Source organism: Streptomyces sp. NPDC042102 (assembly GCF_055582305.1).
Genome location: NZ_JBVJDL010000001.1, coordinates 1,901,905 through 1,919,361, shown reverse-complemented (window position 1 = coordinate 1,919,361; position 17,457 = coordinate 1,901,905). Strand labels below are relative to the sequence as shown.

At 73.0% G+C, this 17,457-nt stretch carries 16 protein-coding genes and 3 pseudogenes; 10 read left to right on the top strand and 9 right to left on the bottom strand.

Features of this window, described 5'->3' with window-relative positions; translation table 11 throughout:
- Nucleotides 1-3: 3 nt before the first annotated feature.
- From ACZ6KO_RS07880 to ACZ6KO_RS07870, 3 genes and pseudogenes are all read right to left on the bottom strand, one after another.
- A pseudogene (locus tag ACZ6KO_RS07880) lies at nt 4-387 on the bottom strand (transposase family protein); the annotation flags it as partial.
- A gap of 28 nt (nt 388-415) precedes the next feature.
- Nucleotides 416-982, bottom strand: a complete 567-nt coding sequence (locus ACZ6KO_RS07875) for a DUF4291 domain-containing protein (RefSeq protein ID WP_469301337.1) — start codon at nt 980-982, stop codon at nt 416-418.
- A gap of 203 nt (nt 983-1,185) precedes the next feature.
- Nucleotides 1,186-1,701: a hypothetical protein gene (locus ACZ6KO_RS07870; protein WP_469301335.1), complete on the bottom strand. Its 516-nt coding sequence runs from the start codon at nt 1,699-1,701 to the stop codon at nt 1,186-1,188.
- A gap of 536 nt (nt 1,702-2,237) precedes the next feature.
- Here ACZ6KO_RS07870 and ACZ6KO_RS07865 point away from each other — a divergent pair.
- From ACZ6KO_RS07865 to ACZ6KO_RS07845, 5 genes are all read left to right on the top strand, one after another.
- A complete protein-coding gene (locus tag ACZ6KO_RS07865; RefSeq protein WP_469301333.1) occupies nt 2,238-2,576 on the top strand; it encodes a hypothetical protein in 339 nt (112 codons plus the stop codon).
- Between the two features lie 82 nt (nt 2,577-2,658).
- Nucleotides 2,659-3,618, top strand: coding sequence for a GlxA family transcriptional regulator (locus ACZ6KO_RS07860; protein WP_469301331.1), 960 nt, complete (start codon nt 2,659-2,661; stop codon nt 3,616-3,618).
- Nucleotides 3,619-3,758: 140 nt separating this feature from the next.
- Nucleotides 3,759-4,760, top strand: a complete 1,002-nt coding sequence (gene gap, locus ACZ6KO_RS07855) for a type I glyceraldehyde-3-phosphate dehydrogenase (protein WP_469301329.1) — start codon at nt 3,759-3,761, stop codon at nt 4,758-4,760.
- 191 nt (nt 4,761-4,951) lie between these two features.
- Entirely contained in the window at nt 4,952-5,506 is a 555-nt protein-coding gene (locus ACZ6KO_RS07850; protein WP_469301327.1) for an RNA polymerase sigma factor, read from the top strand.
- On the top strand, nt 5,506-5,778 hold the full coding sequence (locus tag ACZ6KO_RS07845) for a hypothetical protein (protein ID WP_469301325.1): 273 nt from the start codon (nt 5,506-5,508) through the stop codon (nt 5,776-5,778). Before ACZ6KO_RS07850 ends, ACZ6KO_RS07845 begins: the two co-directional genes overlap by 1 nt.
- Before the next feature lie 141 nt (nt 5,779-5,919).
- Here ACZ6KO_RS07845 and ACZ6KO_RS07840 read toward each other — a convergent pair whose 3' ends face one another.
- Nucleotides 5,920-6,714 carry a rhomboid-like protein gene (locus ACZ6KO_RS07840; protein ID WP_469301323.1) on the bottom strand — a complete coding sequence of 265 codons (795 nt, stop codon included), beginning with the start codon at nt 6,712-6,714 and terminating at the stop codon, nt 5,920-5,922.
- A 157-nt stretch (nt 6,715-6,871) separates the two neighbouring features.
- Here ACZ6KO_RS07840 and ACZ6KO_RS07835 point away from each other — a divergent pair, with 157 nt between their 5' ends.
- Nucleotides 6,872-7,660: a hypothetical protein gene (locus ACZ6KO_RS07835; RefSeq protein WP_469301321.1), complete on the top strand. Its 789-nt coding sequence runs from the start codon at nt 6,872-6,874 to the stop codon at nt 7,658-7,660.
- Nucleotides 7,661-7,718: 58 nt separating this feature from the next.
- Here the strand turns inward: ACZ6KO_RS07835 and ACZ6KO_RS07830 are convergent, their stop codons facing one another.
- Nucleotides 7,719-8,903 carry an AAA family ATPase gene (locus ACZ6KO_RS07830; protein WP_469301319.1) on the bottom strand — a complete coding sequence of 395 codons (1,185 nt, stop codon included), beginning with the start codon at nt 8,901-8,903 and terminating at the stop codon, nt 7,719-7,721.
- Between the two features lie 229 nt (nt 8,904-9,132).
- Here ACZ6KO_RS07830 and ACZ6KO_RS07825 point away from each other — a divergent pair.
- Nucleotides 9,133-9,405: pseudogene (locus ACZ6KO_RS07825) on the top strand (SpoIIE family protein phosphatase); the annotation flags it as partial.
- A gap of 41 nt (nt 9,406-9,446) precedes the next feature.
- Here the strand turns inward: ACZ6KO_RS07825 and ACZ6KO_RS07820 are convergent.
- On the bottom strand, nt 9,447-10,067 hold the full coding sequence (locus ACZ6KO_RS07820; protein WP_469301602.1) for an HdeD family acid-resistance protein: 621 nt from the start codon (nt 10,065-10,067) through the stop codon (nt 9,447-9,449).
- A 126-nt stretch (nt 10,068-10,193) separates the two neighbouring features.
- Entirely contained in the window at nt 10,194-11,225 is a 1,032-nt protein-coding gene (locus tag ACZ6KO_RS07815; protein WP_469301316.1) for an NAD(P)-dependent alcohol dehydrogenase, read from the bottom strand.
- Between the two features lie 125 nt (nt 11,226-11,350).
- Here ACZ6KO_RS07815 and ACZ6KO_RS07810 point away from each other — a divergent pair, with 125 nt between their 5' ends.
- Complete coding sequence (locus ACZ6KO_RS07810) at nt 11,351-12,016, top strand: TetR/AcrR family transcriptional regulator (protein ID WP_469301314.1); 666 nt, start codon at nt 11,351-11,353, stop codon at nt 12,014-12,016.
- On the opposite strand, the gene ACZ6KO_RS07805 is transcribed toward ACZ6KO_RS07810, so the two are convergent.
- Nucleotides 11,950-15,729, bottom strand: a complete 3,780-nt coding sequence (locus tag ACZ6KO_RS07805; RefSeq protein ID WP_469301311.1) for an nSTAND1 domain-containing NTPase — start codon at nt 15,727-15,729, stop codon at nt 11,950-11,952. The two genes, ACZ6KO_RS07810 and ACZ6KO_RS07805, sit on opposite strands and share 67 nt — an antisense overlap.
- A gap of 207 nt (nt 15,730-15,936) precedes the next feature.
- Between ACZ6KO_RS07805 and ACZ6KO_RS07800 the strand changes: the two genes are divergently transcribed.
- The gene (locus tag ACZ6KO_RS07800; RefSeq protein WP_469301309.1) at nt 15,937-16,116 is read left to right on the top strand and encodes a hypothetical protein; all 180 of its coding nucleotides are present in this window, start codon (nt 15,937-15,939) and stop codon (nt 16,114-16,116) included.
- 15 nt (nt 16,117-16,131) lie between these two features.
- Nucleotides 16,132-16,326, top strand: a pseudogene (locus ACZ6KO_RS07795) (RICIN domain-containing protein); the annotation flags it as partial.
- A 72-nt stretch (nt 16,327-16,398) separates the two neighbouring features.
- Here the strand turns inward: ACZ6KO_RS07795 and ACZ6KO_RS07790 are convergent.
- A complete protein-coding gene (locus ACZ6KO_RS07790; protein ID WP_469301308.1) occupies nt 16,399-17,139 on the bottom strand; it encodes a class I SAM-dependent methyltransferase in 741 nt (246 codons plus the stop codon).
- Nucleotides 17,140-17,457: the final 318 nt, after the last annotated feature.

Sequence of the window (17,457 nt, the reverse complement as noted above, 5' to 3'; positions counted from 1 at the left end):
GAGAGCGAGGCCGCGCATGACGTGTCGGACGCCGTCGCCCTCGAGACGGCAGTCGCGGAGGATCTTCCAGGTCTTCATGCGGGCGAAGACGTGCTCGACGCGGGCCCGGACCTGTTTGTGCGAGCGATTGTGCTCGCGCTTCCAGCCCGGCAACTCCTCGCCCGGGGTGCGGCGGTGGGGCATGAGGAGGCCGGTGCCCGGATAGCCGCCGTCGGCCATCGTGAGGGTCCTGCCCACGGCGGCCTTCGCGCCAGACTCCTTCCATGCCCGGCAGTCGTTGCGATTGCCGGGCAAAGGCTCACCGACCACAACGACCAGGCGGGTATGCGCGTCAATGACGACTGCTGGTAGGGACCGGTTCATCGATGTCCGATGGCAATCGGTGCGGTGTGGCCGGCTTCGTGGCGGTCGGCGGTCACACACATGAGGAAAGTCGGTTTTCCAGTGGCCGGGGCAGTGGGTAGGCACGCTCTGTGGGGAACAATCGCTGGGCTTTTGCGGCATGCCCGGTCTGTATCAGGGAAGCAGCCTTGCGGACCTGCGGGGTGAGGTCGGTGAGGCTGACAATCCAGTCGTCGGTGAACGTGCGAATCAGATGGCGGCCGATGCCGACCTGGATGCTGTAGTGGTTGAGCGCTGCCCCGCGCGGTGAGCGCTCCGGGTCCCATTGGACGTGCACGGCCGCCTGGGCCACGGCCGCTGGGTCTGCGGTCGTGAGCACGGCCTGCGACAGGGCCTCCTCCCAGCCCTCGCGCGTTATCCGCACCGCGAGAACGCGCTCCTGACCGGGTTTGCGGGCCCAGTTGCTCCGGTGCATCAGCCACATGAACGACGGCTTGATCCACGTCATCCTGTGGAATGAGAACGGTGCAACGAAGCGGCCTGCCTGCAGTGCCGCGTCGGCGATGGCAGGCGCGTACGCCTGGTAGACCACGATCGTGCGAGCGTCGTAATCGGCACGAATCTGATACTGGGGGGCCATACGCCGCACCCTGCCACCGCCCCAGGAGCCTCGCGAGCCGTTTTTCTCGCACTGGCCGCGCAGCCGGTTACGAAAGTGCTGGTCACAGCCACTCGTTGAGAGCCGCGACGAGGACGGTTGCTTCGTAGCGGACGGCGAGTTTCTCGTAGCGGGTGGCCACCGCGCGGTGCATCCCACCTCAAGATCCACTTTCGATACACGGCCTAAGGCCTGCGGGGGTTGGGTCCGGTGTTCAGGACGGCCCAGACGCGGCGGCCGTCGTCCGCGAGGTCGTCGCCGCAGCTGTCCACCGTGGCCAGGGTGCGGAGCCCGCCGAACACGTCGCCTTCCGGGCTGCTCCCGGCCTGGTGGCTGAGCGCGACCACGAGGATCTTGTCCTCCTGATCGCCGAGGTGCATGCTGACCCGGCGCCCCCCGTCCCGCACGGCGGCGTCGACCAGAAGGCGGACGGCGGCCTCCAAGTCCTGCTCGTCCAGCCCCTGGTGGCCCCAGCCCCGTACCGTCCTCAGGACCTGTTCGGCGGCCTTCTTCGCGGCCCACCGGTCCGCCGGGAAGGTCAGGGCCACTGTCTGGCGGTTCCGGATCCTCATCCTCGGCCGGGGCAGGCTGAGCCGGGACGTGGGTCCGGTGTCCGGCTGGCGGCTGGGGGCCTCCACCGGCTGCTTCTGCGGCGGGTGCGACGGGGGAAGGTTGGGCCCACTGGCCTCTGGAATGCTCAACTCGTCCTCCTGGAACGGACGCCACGTGGAATCGCCCATTCTGGCAGTGCCCTCCGCGGCCAGGGGCCGAAACACTCCCACGGTCATGCCCCCTGGGTAGGCTGGCGGTCTGTTCGAACGGGACCAGGGGCTGCGGTGATGTCGCCGGAGGAGCGGGGGACTGTGATCCAGCTTCCGAAGGGGTCCTGGTGGGACTGGGACGTCGTGGCCTGGGACGCCGGACGGCTCACGCTGACTGCCGGCTACGACCTGGCGTACCACCACGGCCTGGAACTGGTCTTCGGCGAACCGGAGTTCGTCAGCTGCCCGTCCGCCTTCCAGGATCCGGTCTTCAGCGCTTCGCTCCCTGGGTGCGGTCCCCCGGGCGGTAGACGGTCTCGGGCCGGGCCCGCGAGGCACGCCGGGCTCGTGGGCCGGGACCCGAGGGGCGTGCGGGGTGCGGGGCGGGCGTGCGGGACGGGTGCGCGCTTCTGCTTTTTGGTGGTTCGGACCGTGTTCTGTGGCACCTCCCGCCCCGCTCCGGAACCCTGGCATTCATGATCACTGCACGCATGAGGCCCGCACGCCTCGGCCGCGCGGCTCTGGCCGCCGCTGCCGCCCTGGCCATCTTCGCCACCTTGCCCGCCAGCAGCGCCCACGCCGCCAACGGCACCTTCTTCTACCACTCCCCCCAGTCCGGTGACCTGGAGCTCGTCGACCCCGACAACGGGGAGTGCTACCTCCTGCTCCAAGGCGCTGACAGCGCCCAGAACCTCACCGACACCACCGCCACCCTCCACTACGACCAAGGGTGCGAGGATCCTGCGGACACCCTCGCCGCCGGGGAGGGACGTGGCTACGTCGGGGCCCTTCCCCACAGCGTGTCGTTCGGCTGAGGGGCGCGAGGGCGGGGGCGGCCGGCCCGGCGACGGGTGCTCCGTGCCGGCGTCCGGTCCCCCGCTGCATACCCTCGTCCTCGTGCCGCCCTCCTCACGACTCCGCCGTGTCGCCGTCCTCGTCCTCGAAGGGGCCAAGCCCCTCGACGTCGGCATCCCGGCGCAGGTGTTCAGCACCCGCGCGAGCATGCCGTACGAGGTGCGGGTGTGCGGTGCCGCGCCCGGGCTCGTGACCGGCGGCGACGGGCTGTCGTACCACGTCACCCACGGGCTGGAGGCGCTCGCCTGGGCCGACATCGTCTTCGTCCCCGGCTACCGCTTCCCCGACCGCGAGGACCCGCCGCCCGCCGTCCTCGACGCGCTGGCCGCCGCCCACCGGCGCGGCGCGCGGCTCGCCGCCATCTCCACCGGGGCGTTCGCGCTCGCCGCCACGGGCCTGCTCGACGGCAAGCGGGCCACCACCCACTGGCATTACGCGCGGGCGTTCATGGCGAAGCATCCGCTCGTACAGCTCGACGAGAACGTCCTGTTCGTCGACGAGGGCAGCGTGCTGACCTCGGCCGGGGCCGCCTCGGGCATCGACCTGTGCCTGCACATCCTGCGCCGCGACCTCGGCGTGGCCGCCTCGAACCACGCGGCGCGGCGGCTGGTCGCCGCCCCGTACCGCAGCGGCGGCCAGGCGCAGTACGTTCCGCGCAGCGTTCCCGAGCCGCTCGGCGAGCGGTTCGCGGCCACCCGCGAGTGGGCGCTGCACCGGCTCGGCGAGGCCCTCACGCTCGATGCGCTCGCCGCGCACGCCGGGGTCTCGCCGCGCACGTTCTCGCGGCGCTTCGCCGAGGACACCGGATACACGCCGATGCAGTGGGTGATGCGGGCCCGGATCGACGTGGCGCGCGAGCTGCTGGAGCGTTCGGAGCGCAGTGTCGAGCAGATCGCCGCCGATGTGGGCCTGGGCACCGGGTCGAACCTGCGGCTGCACTTCCACCGCATCCTCGGCACCACCCCGACCGAGTACCGGCGCACCTTCACCCGGGGTGAATGACCCCGGGTGGGTGGGAAGTGGGTGCGGGTGGGTGGGGGCTGCGAGCTCCTGGCGAGATCCTTGCGAACCGTGGCGATCTCGCCGCTGTCGCTGCCGGGCGGCGCGGGCGAACCTGAGGGCGAACGAAAGGGACATCGCTCATGACTCGCATCGCCATCAACGGTTTCGGCCGCATCGGACGCAACGTGCTCCGTGCGCTCCTCGAACGCGACAGCGACCTCGAGGTCGTCGCCGTCAACGACCTCACCGAGCCCGCCACCCTCGCGCGGCTGCTCGCCTACGACACCACCTCGGGCCGGCTCGGCCGGCCGGTCACCGTCGACGGGAACACGCTCGTCGTCGACGGCCGCCGCATCGCGGTGCTCGCCGAGCGCGAGCCGGAGCAGCTGCCGTGGGCCGAGCTCGGCGTCGACATCGTGCTGGAGGCGACCGGCCGCTTCACGTCGGCCGAGGCCGCCCGCGGCCACCTCAAGGCGGGTGCGCGCAAGGTGCTCGTCAGCGCGCCGTCCGACGGGGCCGACGTCACACTGGCGTACGGCGTCAACACCGACGCCTACGACCCGGGCGCGCACACGGTCGTCTCGAACGCCTCGTGCACGACCAACGCGCTCGCTCCGCTGGCCGCCGTACTCGACGACCTCGCCGGCATCGAGCACGGGTTCATGACGACGGTGCACGCCTACACGCAGGAGCAGAACCTGCAGGACGGCCCGCACCGCGACCCCCGGCGCGCCCGTGCCGCCGGCGTCAACATCGTGCCGACCTCGACGGGTGCCGCCAAGGCGATCGGGCTCGTGCTGCCGAACCTCTCGGGCAAGCTGTCGGGCGACTCGATCCGCGTGCCGGTCCCGGTGGGCTCGATCGTCGAGCTCAACACCACCGTCGCGCGGGACGTGACGCGCGAGGAGATCCTGGAGGCCTACCGCGCCGCGGCCGAGGGTCCGCTGGCCGGCGTCCTCGAGTACTCCGACGACCCGCTGGTGTCCTCGGACATCACCGGCAACCCCGCCTCGTCGATCTTCGACTCGGAGCTCACGCGTGTCGACGGCCGCCATGTGAAGGTGGTCGCCTGGTACGACAACGAGTGGGGCTTCTCGAACCGCGTGATCGACACGCTCACGCTCCTCGCCACCGCCGGCTGACCGAAGACCTCCTGGGGCCTTCCGGTTCTGTTCTGAATCCTTTTTCCCCGACGGTGTCTCTCATACGTGTGCGGACGAGCGTGTCCGCCGGTACCGGGAGGTTGTTGTCGTGGTGGTAGCGGTTGTCATCGCCGGGGTGGTCCTGGTGTGCGCCTGCGTCGTGACGCTGGCGCGGCGGCGGGGGCGTGCCCGTGGCTGAGGTCGAGTGGCCGGGCGAGCAGCTGATCGCGGCCGCCCGGTGCGGTGACGCGGAGGCGACGGCCGCCGTGCTGGCCGGGTCGCATCCGCACGTGCGGCGGTTCGCCCGGTCCCTGTGCGCCTCGCCGCAGGACGCCGAGGACGCCGCCCAGGAGGCGTTGATCATCCTGTACCGGAAGATCGGCATGCTGCGTGCTTCGGGGGCGCTGGCGTCGTGGATGTTCCGCATCGTGCGCAACGAATGCCTGCGCCGGGCCCGGCTGATGCTCCGCACCGACGGGCCGCCGGCAGCGGAGGAGGCCGTCCCCTCCTTCGAGGACGACGTACTGCTGCGCCTCGAGGCGGGGCGGGTGGCGCAGGCCGTCGCGGCGCTGCCTCCCGACCAGCGGCAGGTGCTGATCATGCGGGACATCCAGGGCTACAGCGGCCGGATGGTCGCCGACGCGCTCGGTCTGAGCACGGCGGCGATGAAGTCCCGGCTGCACCGGGCCCGTTCGGCCGTACGCCAGGCACTGGAGCCGGCCGACAGCACCCCCGGGAGGCCGTGATGCCCGGTCCGGGGGTGTTCACCAGCAGCACGCTGCCCCGGCACGTCGTGCGCGGGGCCGCGGGTTTCGGCCTCCTGGCCGCGGCGGTGCTGCTCATTCCGGTCCTGGGGGTGGGCAGCGTGCTGCTGGCGGTCGCGGGGCTCGTCGCGCTGCGCGGCTGCCCGCTGTGCTGGACGCTGGGCCTCGTGCAGATGCTCTCCGCCGGGCGTCTGCGCCGTACGTGCTCGGACGGCGTCTGCACGGTGCGGCGGTCCTCGGAGGGCCCGACGTAGGGGTGCGGTGAGGTGGCGGCAGGTGGCCCTCCCGGGGCGGGGCGGGGCGGGGCGGGCCACCTGCCGCCGATGGACGGGGGACGGGGGACGGGGGACGGGGGACGGCCGTTCGGACGGGACTGCTCCCGTCGTCGGTCGTGCTCAGGCGGGTGGCTGCGGCGGTGCTCCGGCTGCCGGTGACGTCGCGTGCGCGACGGTGTCCGGGTGCGGCCCGGCGTCGTCCTCGGCGGCACACCGCCCGGTCGCACGGATCCGTTGCCGTCGGAAGGCCGGCACGCCCAGCAGGGCGAAGCCGAGGGCCGCCGCCGTGAGATGGCCGACGGTGGTGAAGTCCGGCAGCGGCCCGGTCGTCCAGTCGGCGCCGCCGAGGGGCCAGGCGAGAACGAAGACGGCCCACGGCAGGCGGCCCCGGCGCGGCAGGGCGAGGGTGCCGACCGCCAGCACGGTCTGAGCGCCGTAGCTGACCCCGTAGTCCATGGCGTGCCGCACGTCCGCCGGGTACCAGCCGTGCCGTACGGCGACGGTGATGACGGCGGCGGTGAGCAGGGTGGCCATGACGTGCCCGCCGAGGAACACGGCCACGGCGCGCGCCGTGCCCCACCGGTGCTCCGCCCAGGCCAGGAAGCAGCCGACACCGAGCCCCAGGGTGATCAAGGTACCCACGAAGCCGGCGGAGGTGACGTCCGTGAGCGTGCCGTCGAAGAACAGCGCGCTGCCGGGCAGCGCGGACCACGGATGGTCTCGCAGGTTGTCCAGGTTGGTGCTGACGTGACCCAGCACGGCGGCCGCCCGGTCGGCGGACGGTCCGTGGCCGACCCAGGCGTGGCCGGCCAGCAGCAGGCAGACGTAGGCGAGGGTCAGCGGCGCGCGGCGCGGGTACTGCCGTACCGCGCGGGCCAGTCGTCCCAGAGGGCCCCACAGTGACTGAGCGTTCATGCGGTGGCATTCTCCAGGTCGAGGTGGTGCGGCGACCGGCCGGGGTCCGCGCCACCCGCAAAGCGGCCCGCGGTGACGGCTCTTCGGCTTCAATGGATTCAATCGCTTCCATGACTTCCATGGCTTCCATGGGGCGGGGACGACGGAGGGGGGCGTGATGAGCGACGGTTTACCCGCGGGGAGCGGCACGACGACGGACGACGTGGACGGGGACGCGGGCGGGCGCAGCAGCCGGACCCGCCGGATGGCGGAGCTCGCCGCCGTGGTCTCCGCCGCCACGGCGCTGGCGGCCCTGCTGCTGGGCATCTTCGGACTGACCGGCTCGGGCGGCGCGCCCCGGACGCCGTCGGCGCCGCCCGCCGAGACTCCCACGACCGCTCCCACGGCAACCGCCTCGCCCTCGCCCCGGTCGGCCGCCACTCCCCCGGCCACCGGTCCCACCGGTACGCCGCCCGCCGCCTTCCCCACGGTCATGCAGCCGCCCCCGGCGGGCTGGACCCGTACGGAGGTACGCGCGCTGACCGCCTCGCTCGCGCTGCCCGACGGCTGGCGGATCAAGGACGACGACGCGCTGCACGTGAACTGGACGTCCCCCGACGGCCGGTACGTGATCGGCGTCAAACGCGACGGCACCCACGGCAGCACCGCCCAGGCCGCTTCCATCGGGCAGCTCGCCTGGTACCGCGAGAGCCCCGAGTCGAAGATGGTCGGCCTCACGTCCACCTCCCACTCGGTCGACCACCACGGGCGTGCCGCCGTCCGGCTCGACATGGACTTCCGGTGGGAGGGCGAGAGCGCCCCCTCCCGCCGGGTCGAGCTCTTCGTCGCGGGCGAGAACGGGCAGGTCTACCAACTCCTGGCCGAGGACAAGCACATGGCCCAGGGCTCCGGGATCACCGAGCTGTTCGAGACCGCCCGCGCCCATCTCCATATCGACGTCCGCTGACGCACGCGCGCCCGCACCCGCACGCCGCCGCCCGGCGCCGGGCGGCGGCACTCCCGCGTCACCGCTTCGGCCAGTACCACAGCGGCTCGTCCAGGGGCCCTTCGCGGCCCGCGACCTCGGTACGGCCGAACTCCTTGATCAGTTCGACCGTCCGCAGGTCCACCCGGTGCCGGCGGGTGCCCTTGGCCAGGGCCTCGGCCAGGGGCGTCGCGTGGGTGACGACCACCGTCTGGGTGTCCCGGGCGGCCGTCAGGATCAGGTCCGCCAGCGGGGGCAGGAGATCCGGGTGGAGGCTGGTCTCCGGTTCGTTGAGGACCATCAGCGCCGGCGGGCGCGGGGTGAGCAGGGCCGCCACCCACAGCAGGTAGCGCAGGGTGCCGTCGGAGAGTTCGGCCGCGCCCAGCGGGCGCAGCAGGCCGTGCTGGTGGAGCTCGAGGCCGAAGCGGCCGTCCTGGTCGGTGACGGAGACCCGGGTCCCGGGGAAGGCGGCCTCGACGGCGGCGTCCAGCGCGGCCGCGTCGCCGGTCTCCCGGATCGTCTGGAGCGCGGCCGGCAGGTCGGAGCCGTCCGCGGCCAGTACCGGGGTGCGGGTGCCGACCCGGGGGGTGCGGGCCGGGGCGTCGGCGTCGGTGCGCAGGTGGTCGTAGAACCGCCAGGACCGGATGCGTTCGCGCAGGGCGAGCAGATCGGGGGCCAGTTGCGGGTCCGCGAGCTCGGTGAGCATGGAGTCGTAGGGGCGCAGCGCGTTCTGCGTACGGTGCCAGCCCCCGTCCGCCGTGCGGGTGCGTACGGCGGGCCCCGACCGGTCGGACAGGATCGCCGCCGGCCGCAGGACGGGGCCCGACCAGGTGCACTCGCGCTTGATCTCGGGGTCGAGGGTGAAGAGGGAGCCCGCGACCGGGACGGGGTGTCCGAAGTCCACGGCGTACCCGAACTCGTCCCCGGAGAAGCCCAGACGCAGGCTGACCGGTTCGGTGCGGACCGTGCCCTGGAGCGGGGCCAGCCCCTCGCGGACGGCGCGACCCAGCTTCTCCGGCCCCGCCCACAGGGTGGAGGGCAGGCCGCCCTCCCGGGCGAGGGCGGCGATCGCGCCGCCCCGGGCGGAGTCGGCGAGCAGGCGCAGCGAACGGTAGAGGCTGGACTTCCCCGTGCCGTTTGCCCCGGTGACGACGGTGAGCCGGCCGAGCGGGACGATCAGCCGGCGCAGGGAACGGTAGTTCTCGACGGCAAGTGTGGTGATCACACATCGATCATGCCGGGTCGCCGCGTCCGGCGGCGGCCGGGCAACATGCCGCGTTCGGCGTAATGGCCGGATCGGGCCGCGCTCGCTCCCCACGCTGTGACCGTCGGTCACCCTCGTGCCAGGAGGCCCATGTGTTCAGGTCCCGTCGGTGGGTGGCGCCGCGGACGGCGCGCGGGGGCGGGCGGTGACGCGCCATCTCGTCCACGCGAGATCGGTCGCCGAGGCCCTGATGCGGGCCCTGCTGCGACCGGTGCCGCACCAGGTCGGACACCTGCTGGCGGCCAGCCTGTACCGGCCGAGCGAGGTGGGCACCATGGTGGGCGGCGACCTGTTCGACATCCGCGCCACCCCCTTCGGGGAACGCGCCGTCATCGGTGACGTGCGCGGCAAGGGCCTCCAGGCGGTCCGCGCGGTCGCGGCGATCCTCGGCAGCTTCCGCGAGGCCGTGTACGAGGCCGAGGACCTGCCGGTCGTCGCGGCCCGGCTGGAGCGCCGGCTGGAGCGGGAGACGGACGGGCTGGTGGAGGCCCGCGCGGGGCGGCCTCACCCCCGGGGCTCGGGTGCGCGGGTGATGCTGCGGGTGGCGGAGCGCAGTGCGAAGGCCATGACCACTTCGAACACGCCGAGCAGGACGAGCCACAGTCCGAGCAGGCGGGTCAGGGCGACGGCCGAGTCCACCGGGAAGCAGAGCACCACGATGCCGGCGACGGCGCCCAGGACCCCCAGGCCGAAGAGCAGGCCACGGTGCATGAGGGCGTGGTCGGCGATCGCGACGTACGCCGTGAGCACACCGGTCATCAGCCAGAACACCCCGACGATGAGCGACAGTGCGCCGATCGTCTGCATGGGATGGCGCAGCACGAGGACGCCCGCCAGGAACGCCAGCATGGCGATCAGGATGCCGGCCAGTCTGCTGCCGCCGCCGTCGCCGCTGTGCGAGAAGGCCGCGACGAAGCGGAACCCGCCCGCGACCAGGAACTGCAGGCCGATGATCACGGCCAGGATGTGCAACGTCTCGTCGGGCCAGACCAGCACCAGAATGCCGGGAATGAGGGTCGCGAGGGCCAGGCCGAGCGCCCAGTGCCACGAACCTCCGAGCTGCTTGAGCGCGTCCTCGGGATCGCTTTGCGCGCGGTGCGGCGCCGCGTCGGGGGATACGGTCATCACGCCTCCCACCTTTTTAACCTTTGCCCCATTTTAGGGCGGTGGGGTGCGCCCCGCCGTTCCGGCGGGTCCACGATCCACGGCTGCCGGCGTCGGGGCTGACTCCGGCTCCGGACGGCTGCGGCGTCAGTCGCCGGTCAGGGTGAGCGCCAGCTTGCCCGTGACCCGGCCGTCGAGAAGGTGCCGGACGGCCGCGGCGGTCTCGGTGAGCGGGTAGACGTGGTCCACGGCGGGGCTGAGCGTGCCCGCGTCGATGAGCGAGGTGAGGTCGCGCAGTCCGTCGGCGTGCTCGGAGGAGATGAACGTGCCGAGGTGCTGTGTGGTGAACGGGGACAGCATCTGCGCGCGGAGCTGCCGGTCGGTGCCACCGAGCCAGAGTCCGTCCGTCTCACCGCCGGCGATGACCAGCGTGCCGCGGGGCGTGAGGGCGCGGCGCAGGTCGCGCAGGCTGCGGTTGCCCGCGATGTCGATGATGGTGTCGTAGCGGCGGGGGCCGGCGAGGAAGTCCTCGCGCGTGTAGTCGATCACGCGATCGGCGCCCAGCACCCGTACGAAGTCGAGTTTGCGTGTGCTCGCCACCGCCGTGACCTGGGCGCCGAAGGCGTGCGCGAGCTGGACGGTGAAGGTTCCCACGCCACCGGCGGCTCCCGTGATCAGGACCTCCCGGCCCTCCCGGACCCTGCCCTTGTCGCGGACGGCCTGAAGCGCGGTGAGCGCGCTGACGGGAACCGTCGCCGCCTGCTCGAAGGTGAGTCCGGCGGGCTTGGGAGCGATCCTGTCGGGGCGCGCGACGACGTATGCGGCGAACGCGGCGGCTGCCGTGCCGTAGACCTCGTCGCCGGGTGCGAACCCCGTCACTCCGGGGCCGACCGCCTCGACGACACCGGCGACGTTGCGGCCGGGGTTGGGGAGCTTCGGCCTGCGCAGCCCGCTGACGGGCCGGACCGCGTACGGCAGACCGGCCATCATGTGCCAGGTGCCCCGGTCGACGCTGGAGGCGCACACCCGCACCAGCACCTGGCCCGGTCCGACGCGGGGCCGGGCCAGTCGCGCCGTGCGCAGCACAGCCTCGGGTTCGGTGCCGTAGCGCTCCTGCACGACAGCCGCCATCGTCTCGGTCTCACCGGTGGTCGCGGTCGGCCCGCTCGTGTTCCGCATCGGTGCTGCTCCCGGTTCCGTCTCCCCCGTACTTACGGCGTAAGTGCAGGCTTACGCCGTAAGTACAGCACTTACGGCGTAAGCTCGTCAACGCCGGGAGACCACGAGAGGAAGGGACCGTCCACGTGACCCCACGTACCCCCGCGCAGCCGACCCGCGAGCCGCTCACCCGGCAGCGGGTGCTGCGGGCCGCCGTCGAGCTCGCCGACGGCGGCGGCCTGGAGACGCTCAGCATGCGCAAGCTCGGCGAGGCCGTCGGAGTCGAGGCGATGTCCCTGTACAACCACGTCGCCAACAAGGAGGACCTGCTCGACGGCATGGTGGACCTGGTCTTCGGCGAGGTCGAACTGCCCGCGCCGGGGGACGCCTGGCGGCCGGCGATGCGGCAGCGGGCGGTCTCCATGCGCCAGGTGCTCGCACGTCACCCCTGGGCGATCGGGCTGATGGAGTCGCGGTCCGCTCCGGGACCGGCCACGCTGCGCCACCACGAAGCCGTGCTCGGCTGCCTGCGTCAGGGCGGGTTCACGCTCACCCTGACCGCCCACGCCGTCTCGGTCCTCGACAGCTACATCTACGGGTTCGCCCTGCAGGAGAAGACCCTGCCGTTCGACTCCCCGGAGGAGACCGCCGAACTGGCGGGTTCCATCATGGGCGGTTTCGGCGACGGCGAGTACCCGTACCTGACCGAGATCGCGACCGCTCACGTCATGCGTCCCGGGTACGCCTACGGTGACGAGTTCGCGTACGGACTGGAGCTGATCCTCGACGGCCTCCAGCAGGCGGCGGGCTGACGAACCGGCACCGGGCGGGCCGCGCAGGCCTTAGAGGGCCTGGTCGCTCCCGGTGTCGGGGAGGTCCGGGGCGGCCAGCCGACGGCGCCATGCGTCGACGCCGTCGGTCTCCTCCAATGCGGTCGCGAGCTCGATGAGTGTGGTGAGCGTCCGGGCGACGTCCACGGGCGGGGACGTGGCCTCGTGCTTGCGCAGCGCCGTGGTGAGGACCCGGAGGGCGGTGCGGTCGTCGTTCTTGAACTCGCTGAGGATCCGGGCGTTGTCCAGGGCCTTGGCCAGGCCCGTGATGCTCTTCGAGCCGCCGTACTCCAGCTCGGAGGGCAGGTGCGGCGGTAGGGGGTCTCGGGGGCGAAGCGGTGCCATTCCTCCCGGGTGAGGTCGCGCGAGGCTGTCGCGCACAGCTCCGCCGCCGTGCCCTCCGTGTCCGCGTTCCAGAGCACGGCGGTGCCGTCGGCGCCGGCGGAGGCGACCAGGCGCCCGTCCGGGCTGAAGGCGACCGTCCGCACCTGACGGCTGTGGCCGGTGAGCACGGCCGGCTGCCGCCGCTGCCGGGTGAGGTCCCACAGGACGACCGCGGTGTCCGCGCCGGCGCCGGCCAGCGTACGGCCGTCCGGGCTGAAAGCGGTGGCCAGGACGGAGGCGTCGCCCTCGAGGGTGGTGAGCCGGACGCCGCGGGCCGCGTCCCACAGCACGATCCTCCGGTCGATGCCGGCGGTGGCCAGCGTCCGCCCGTCCGGGCTGAACGCGACCGCCCGCAACGATCCGGTGTGGCCGGTCAGTGTGAGCCGGCGGGTGCCGGTCGCCACGTCCCACAGGGCCGTGGTGCCGTTGTGGCCGGCGGACGCCAGCGTCCGCCCGTCCGGGCTGAACGCCACCGCGTTGACCGGGCCGGTCCCCCCGGTCAGCGTGGCCGTGCGGCTGCGCCGGCGTACGCTCCACAGCAGGGCGCTCTGGTCGTCGCCGGCCGTGGCCAGGGTGGTCCCGTCCGGGCTGAACGCCACCCTGTTGACCCGGTTGGCGTGCCCGGACAGGGAGATCCGGGCCGGGTCCCACAGCGTGACCGCGCCCTCCTCCCCCGCCGAGGCGAGCAGCGGGTCGGGGCCCGGCCCGAAAGCCAGGCCGTAGATATTGGTGACGTGACCGGTGAGCGTGGCCAGGCGGGTGCCGCGGGCGGTGTCCCACAGCATGACGGTCCGGTCGTGTCCGGCGGTGGCGAAGGCATGGCCGTCGGGGTGGAAGGCGACGGCCCGCACCGCGCCGGTGTGACCGGTCAGGGTGGCCGTACGGGAGCGCCGGGCGACGTCCCACACGGCGATCTTCTGGTCGATGCCGACGGAGACGAGTGTGCTCCCGTCCGGGCTGAACGCCACGCCTTCGACGGAGTCGGTGTGTTCGGTGAGCACGGCGTGCCGCTGCCCGGTCGCGACGTCCCACAGGGCCACCGTGCGGTCGGCTCCGGCGGTGGCCACGAGGCGGCCGTCCGGGCTGAAGGCCACCCCGTTGACGTTGCCCGAGTGGCCGGTGAGGCTCAGGCGCCGGGATCGGGTGGCGAGGTCCCAGAGGATGACGGTGCCGTCCGCCGAGGCGGAGGCGAGCTGCCGGCCGTCCGGGCCGAACGCCAGCTTCTTGACCTGCTCGCCGTGGCCGCGCAGCGTCGCCGCCGGGGTGCGGGCGGCCGCGTCCCACAGCACCACATTCCTGTCGTCGCCGCCCGTGGCGAGCAGGCGGCCGTCCGGGCTGAACGCGACGGTCCGCAGCCAGGTGTCATGGCCGGTGAGCGTGGCCGCCCGGGTACGGCGCAGCGGATCCCACAGCAGGAGACGGCGGTCGCGGCCGGCCGAGGCGAGCGTGTGGCCGTCGGGGCTGAACGTGGCCTGCGAGACGGCGTCGGTGTGGCCGGTGAGTTCGCCCTGGTGGAACTGGTAGGTCGACAGGGTGAGCAGGGCCTTCCGGGCCTCGGCCGTCGCCGCCGTACGGTACGCCTCCACGCCGAGCAGCTTCGCCAGGGTGGGCCGGGAGGGCGCCAGGCCCAGTGCCTGGGCCGCCAGCTGACGGGAGAGGGTGAGCCGGCGCTGGTGTTCGGCGTCCTCGCGCTCGCGCACGGCGGCCACGCTCGCGACCGTCGCGACGGCGAGCAGCACGGCCAGACAGAGGGCGAGCAGCCGCAGGCGCCGGTTGCGGCGGGCGGCCGCGGTACGTTCCCCCTCGGCCAGGCCGATGCTGGCGTCGAGGAAGGCGCGCTCGACGGCGTTGAGTTCGTCGCGGCTGCCCTCGCGGGCCGCCCAGTCGCGCAGGACGGCCAGGCGGGTGCCCCGGTAGAGGGCTCCGGTGTCGCGGTCGAGCTCCTCCCAGGCGCCGGCCGCTTCGGTGAGGCGGCGGTGGGTCAGGAGACGGTCGCGCTCCTCCTCGATCCAGCCGCGCAGGCGGGGCCAGGAGGTGATGAGGGCTTCGTGGGCGAGGTCGACGGTGCCGTCGTCGAGGGTGAGGAGCCTGGCGCGGGCGAGGCGCTCGACGACCTTGTTCGTGTCGGCGGCCGGGGACGCCGTGGGGGTGGCGGGGGCCGGGGCGTCCGGTTCCGGGAGGCCGAGTTCGGCCCGGTCGACCGGGCGGCGGGTGTCCTGGGCGCCCGCGCCGGGCGTGATCAGGCGGAGCAGGATGCGGCGGGCCAGCACGGCCTGCCCGGGGGTGAGTGCGCCATAGACCTCTTCGGCGGTCTTGGCGACCGCGCCGTGCACCCCTCCGGCGGCTTCGTAGGCGGCGAGGGTCAGGGTGCGTCCCTTGCGGCGGTGCCAGGTCTCCAGCAGTGCGTGCGACATCAGCGGCAGGCCGCCGGGCTCCCCCGCGACCACCTCGATGATCCGGGCGGTGAGCGGGCGTTCGACGATCAGGCCCTCGGCCGCGGCCGGTCCGACGATCGCCTCCCGCATCTCGGCCTCGGTCATGGGGCCGAGGAGCACGTGTGCCGTGCGCAGGGCGTCGGCGAGGTCGCGCTGCTGCGCGCAGCGGCCGTAGAAGTCGGCGCGCATGGCCGCCGTGACCCGTAATCGGCTTCCGGGCTCGCGGGCGGCGAGCAGCAGGCCGATGAACTCGGCGCGTTCCTCGGGGGCCTGGCAGAGGGTGAAGACCTCTTCCAGCTGGTCGACGACGATCCAGGTGTCGGCGTCGCCGGGTACGGGTGTCAGGGCGGCGGCGTGGGTGCGGACCGGGTGTGCCCCGGGGGTCAGGATCCGGATCGCGGCCGGCCGCTCGGCCGGTGGCAGCGTGCTGCGCAGCCTGGGGATCAGCCCGGCTCTGAGCAGCGAGGACTTTCCGCTGCCGGAGGCCCCGACCAGGGCGGCGAAACGGTGGCGCCGCCCGAGGTCGAGCAGGTCGTCGACGAACCGGTCACGCCCGAAGAAGCCCTCCTGGTCGGCGGGGCCGTAGCGGGCGAGCCCCTGGTACGGCGCCCTGGCCGCGGGATCGGCCGGCGCGGCCGCGGCGGCCGTCTCGTCGGAGGCCTCCCGCCAGCGCCGCTCCCACCGGTGGAGTTCCTCCTGACTCCCGCCGCACGCGCGGACGTAGGCCAGGGTCACCGCCAGCGAGGGCAGTCTCTCCCCCGCGGCCGCCGTGGACAGGGCCGGGGCCGAGTACGGCACGCGGCGCGCCATCTCGCGGTAGGTGGGGCCGCCCGCCTGCTGTCTGACGGCCCGCAGTTCGTACGCCAACCGCTGCACCAGCCGGGGCGGCCTGTGCCGGCTCCCGGCGGATTGAAAAGCGGCAGGTGAACGGGGTGCTTATCAATGCTCCGGGCCGCAAGACTCGGTGCCGCCGGCGGCGCGGGGCACGTCGTCGCCGGATGCGGGTCCGGACCGGAACGAACCATCCGACCGACTCAACCGACTGACCGACCTGACCTGTCGGTCACGTACGAGGGAGCAAGCATGCGCACACTGTCGAAGGCCGGCATCGCCGTGTCGGCCTCGGTCATCGCCCTGCTGGCCGGCGCGGTGCCGGGCAGCGCCACCCCCAGCGGTGCCGGGGGGGCCGCCGGGGACGGCTGGGGCGAGATCACGTTCGTGGACGCCCAGAAGTGTGCGGACGTCCCCGGGCTGAGCATGTAGAAGGGTGCCGCGCTCCACCAGTGGGACTGCAAGGCCCAGCCGAACCAGTGGTGGCGCCTGGAGTCCGCCGGCGGCGGCACGGTGCGGGTCAAGAACTACAACGATCACCTGTGCATGAACGTCAAGGGCGCGAGCAACGCCAATGGCGCCGCGCTCATCCAGTGGACGTGCGGCCTCGACAACAACGGCCGGTACTGGTTCAACGACTGACACCCCTGCGGCGACGGCCCGCCGAGCGAGCCCGGCCCCCGTGGGGGCCGGGCTCGTTCCGGACGCCGTCGGTCAGGCGGTGCAGCGGATCATGGTGAGCGGCCGGTTCGCGGCGTAGTCCGCCCAGAACTCCTCGCCGAACTCGGCCACCCCGGCGTCGGAGACGTCCAGCCGGACCCATTCGATGCCGGTGAACCCGGCAGCCGTCAGCGTCTGCTCGTACGTCTCCTTCGACGGCGTCGTGGCCTCGAACGAGACCGGCGGCTCGAGCAGGGCCGTGAGCCGGATCCCCCGGCCGATCTCGTTGTCCTTGCCCGTCGCCTCGCACAGGAACCCGTACGGGGCCAGCGACGGGCCGTCGAAGTCGAAGGCCGGGTCCATCACGAACAGGAAGAACGCGCCGCCGTCCACCAGGCTGCGCCGGATGTTGCGCATCATCCGCTCGATCTCGGCGACATCGCCGGCGTAGTTGAACGCCTGCACGGCCACGGCGATGTCGAAGGGCTGGTCGAACGTGCGCAGGGTCGCCGTGTCGGCGACCTCGTAGTCGATGCCGAGGGACTCGGACCGCTCGCGGTCGTCGGCCGCGTCGATCATCGCACTGGAGATGTCGAACCCGAGGACGCGGGAGGCCCCGCGGCGCTTGAGCTCACGGCTGTAGAAGCCGGTACCGCAGGCGACGTCGAGCACGGACCTGCCGGTGACGTCGCCGACCAGGGCGAGGAAGCCCGGTACCTCGGCATAGCGGATGACGGGCAGGGTCTTGAAGCCTTCAAAGGCTTCGCCGATGCCGTCGTACAACTGACCACTCATCGTGGTTCCCCCTCGATTTGTGGCGTCGGCTCCCGGAACGAGCCGCGGCCCTCGCCCAGAAGTCTTCTCCAAGATCCAAAGGACTTCGTACTGGCGGAACCTACCAACCTGCCGGGGTGGGCACCGAGATGCGTCCAAAGGTGGGCCCGGTCGCGGAGGGCGGGCGGTGCCCGGATGCCCGAGCCGCACGCACCCCCCGGTGCCGTCCGTGCGCCCCGTGGCGCGCCCGGCGATTTCGCGTCGTCCGCGCCCGGGGACCGCCGTGCCCCGGGCAACCGCGTCAGACTTGTGCCGTCGGCATGCCCGGTGCACCGGTGG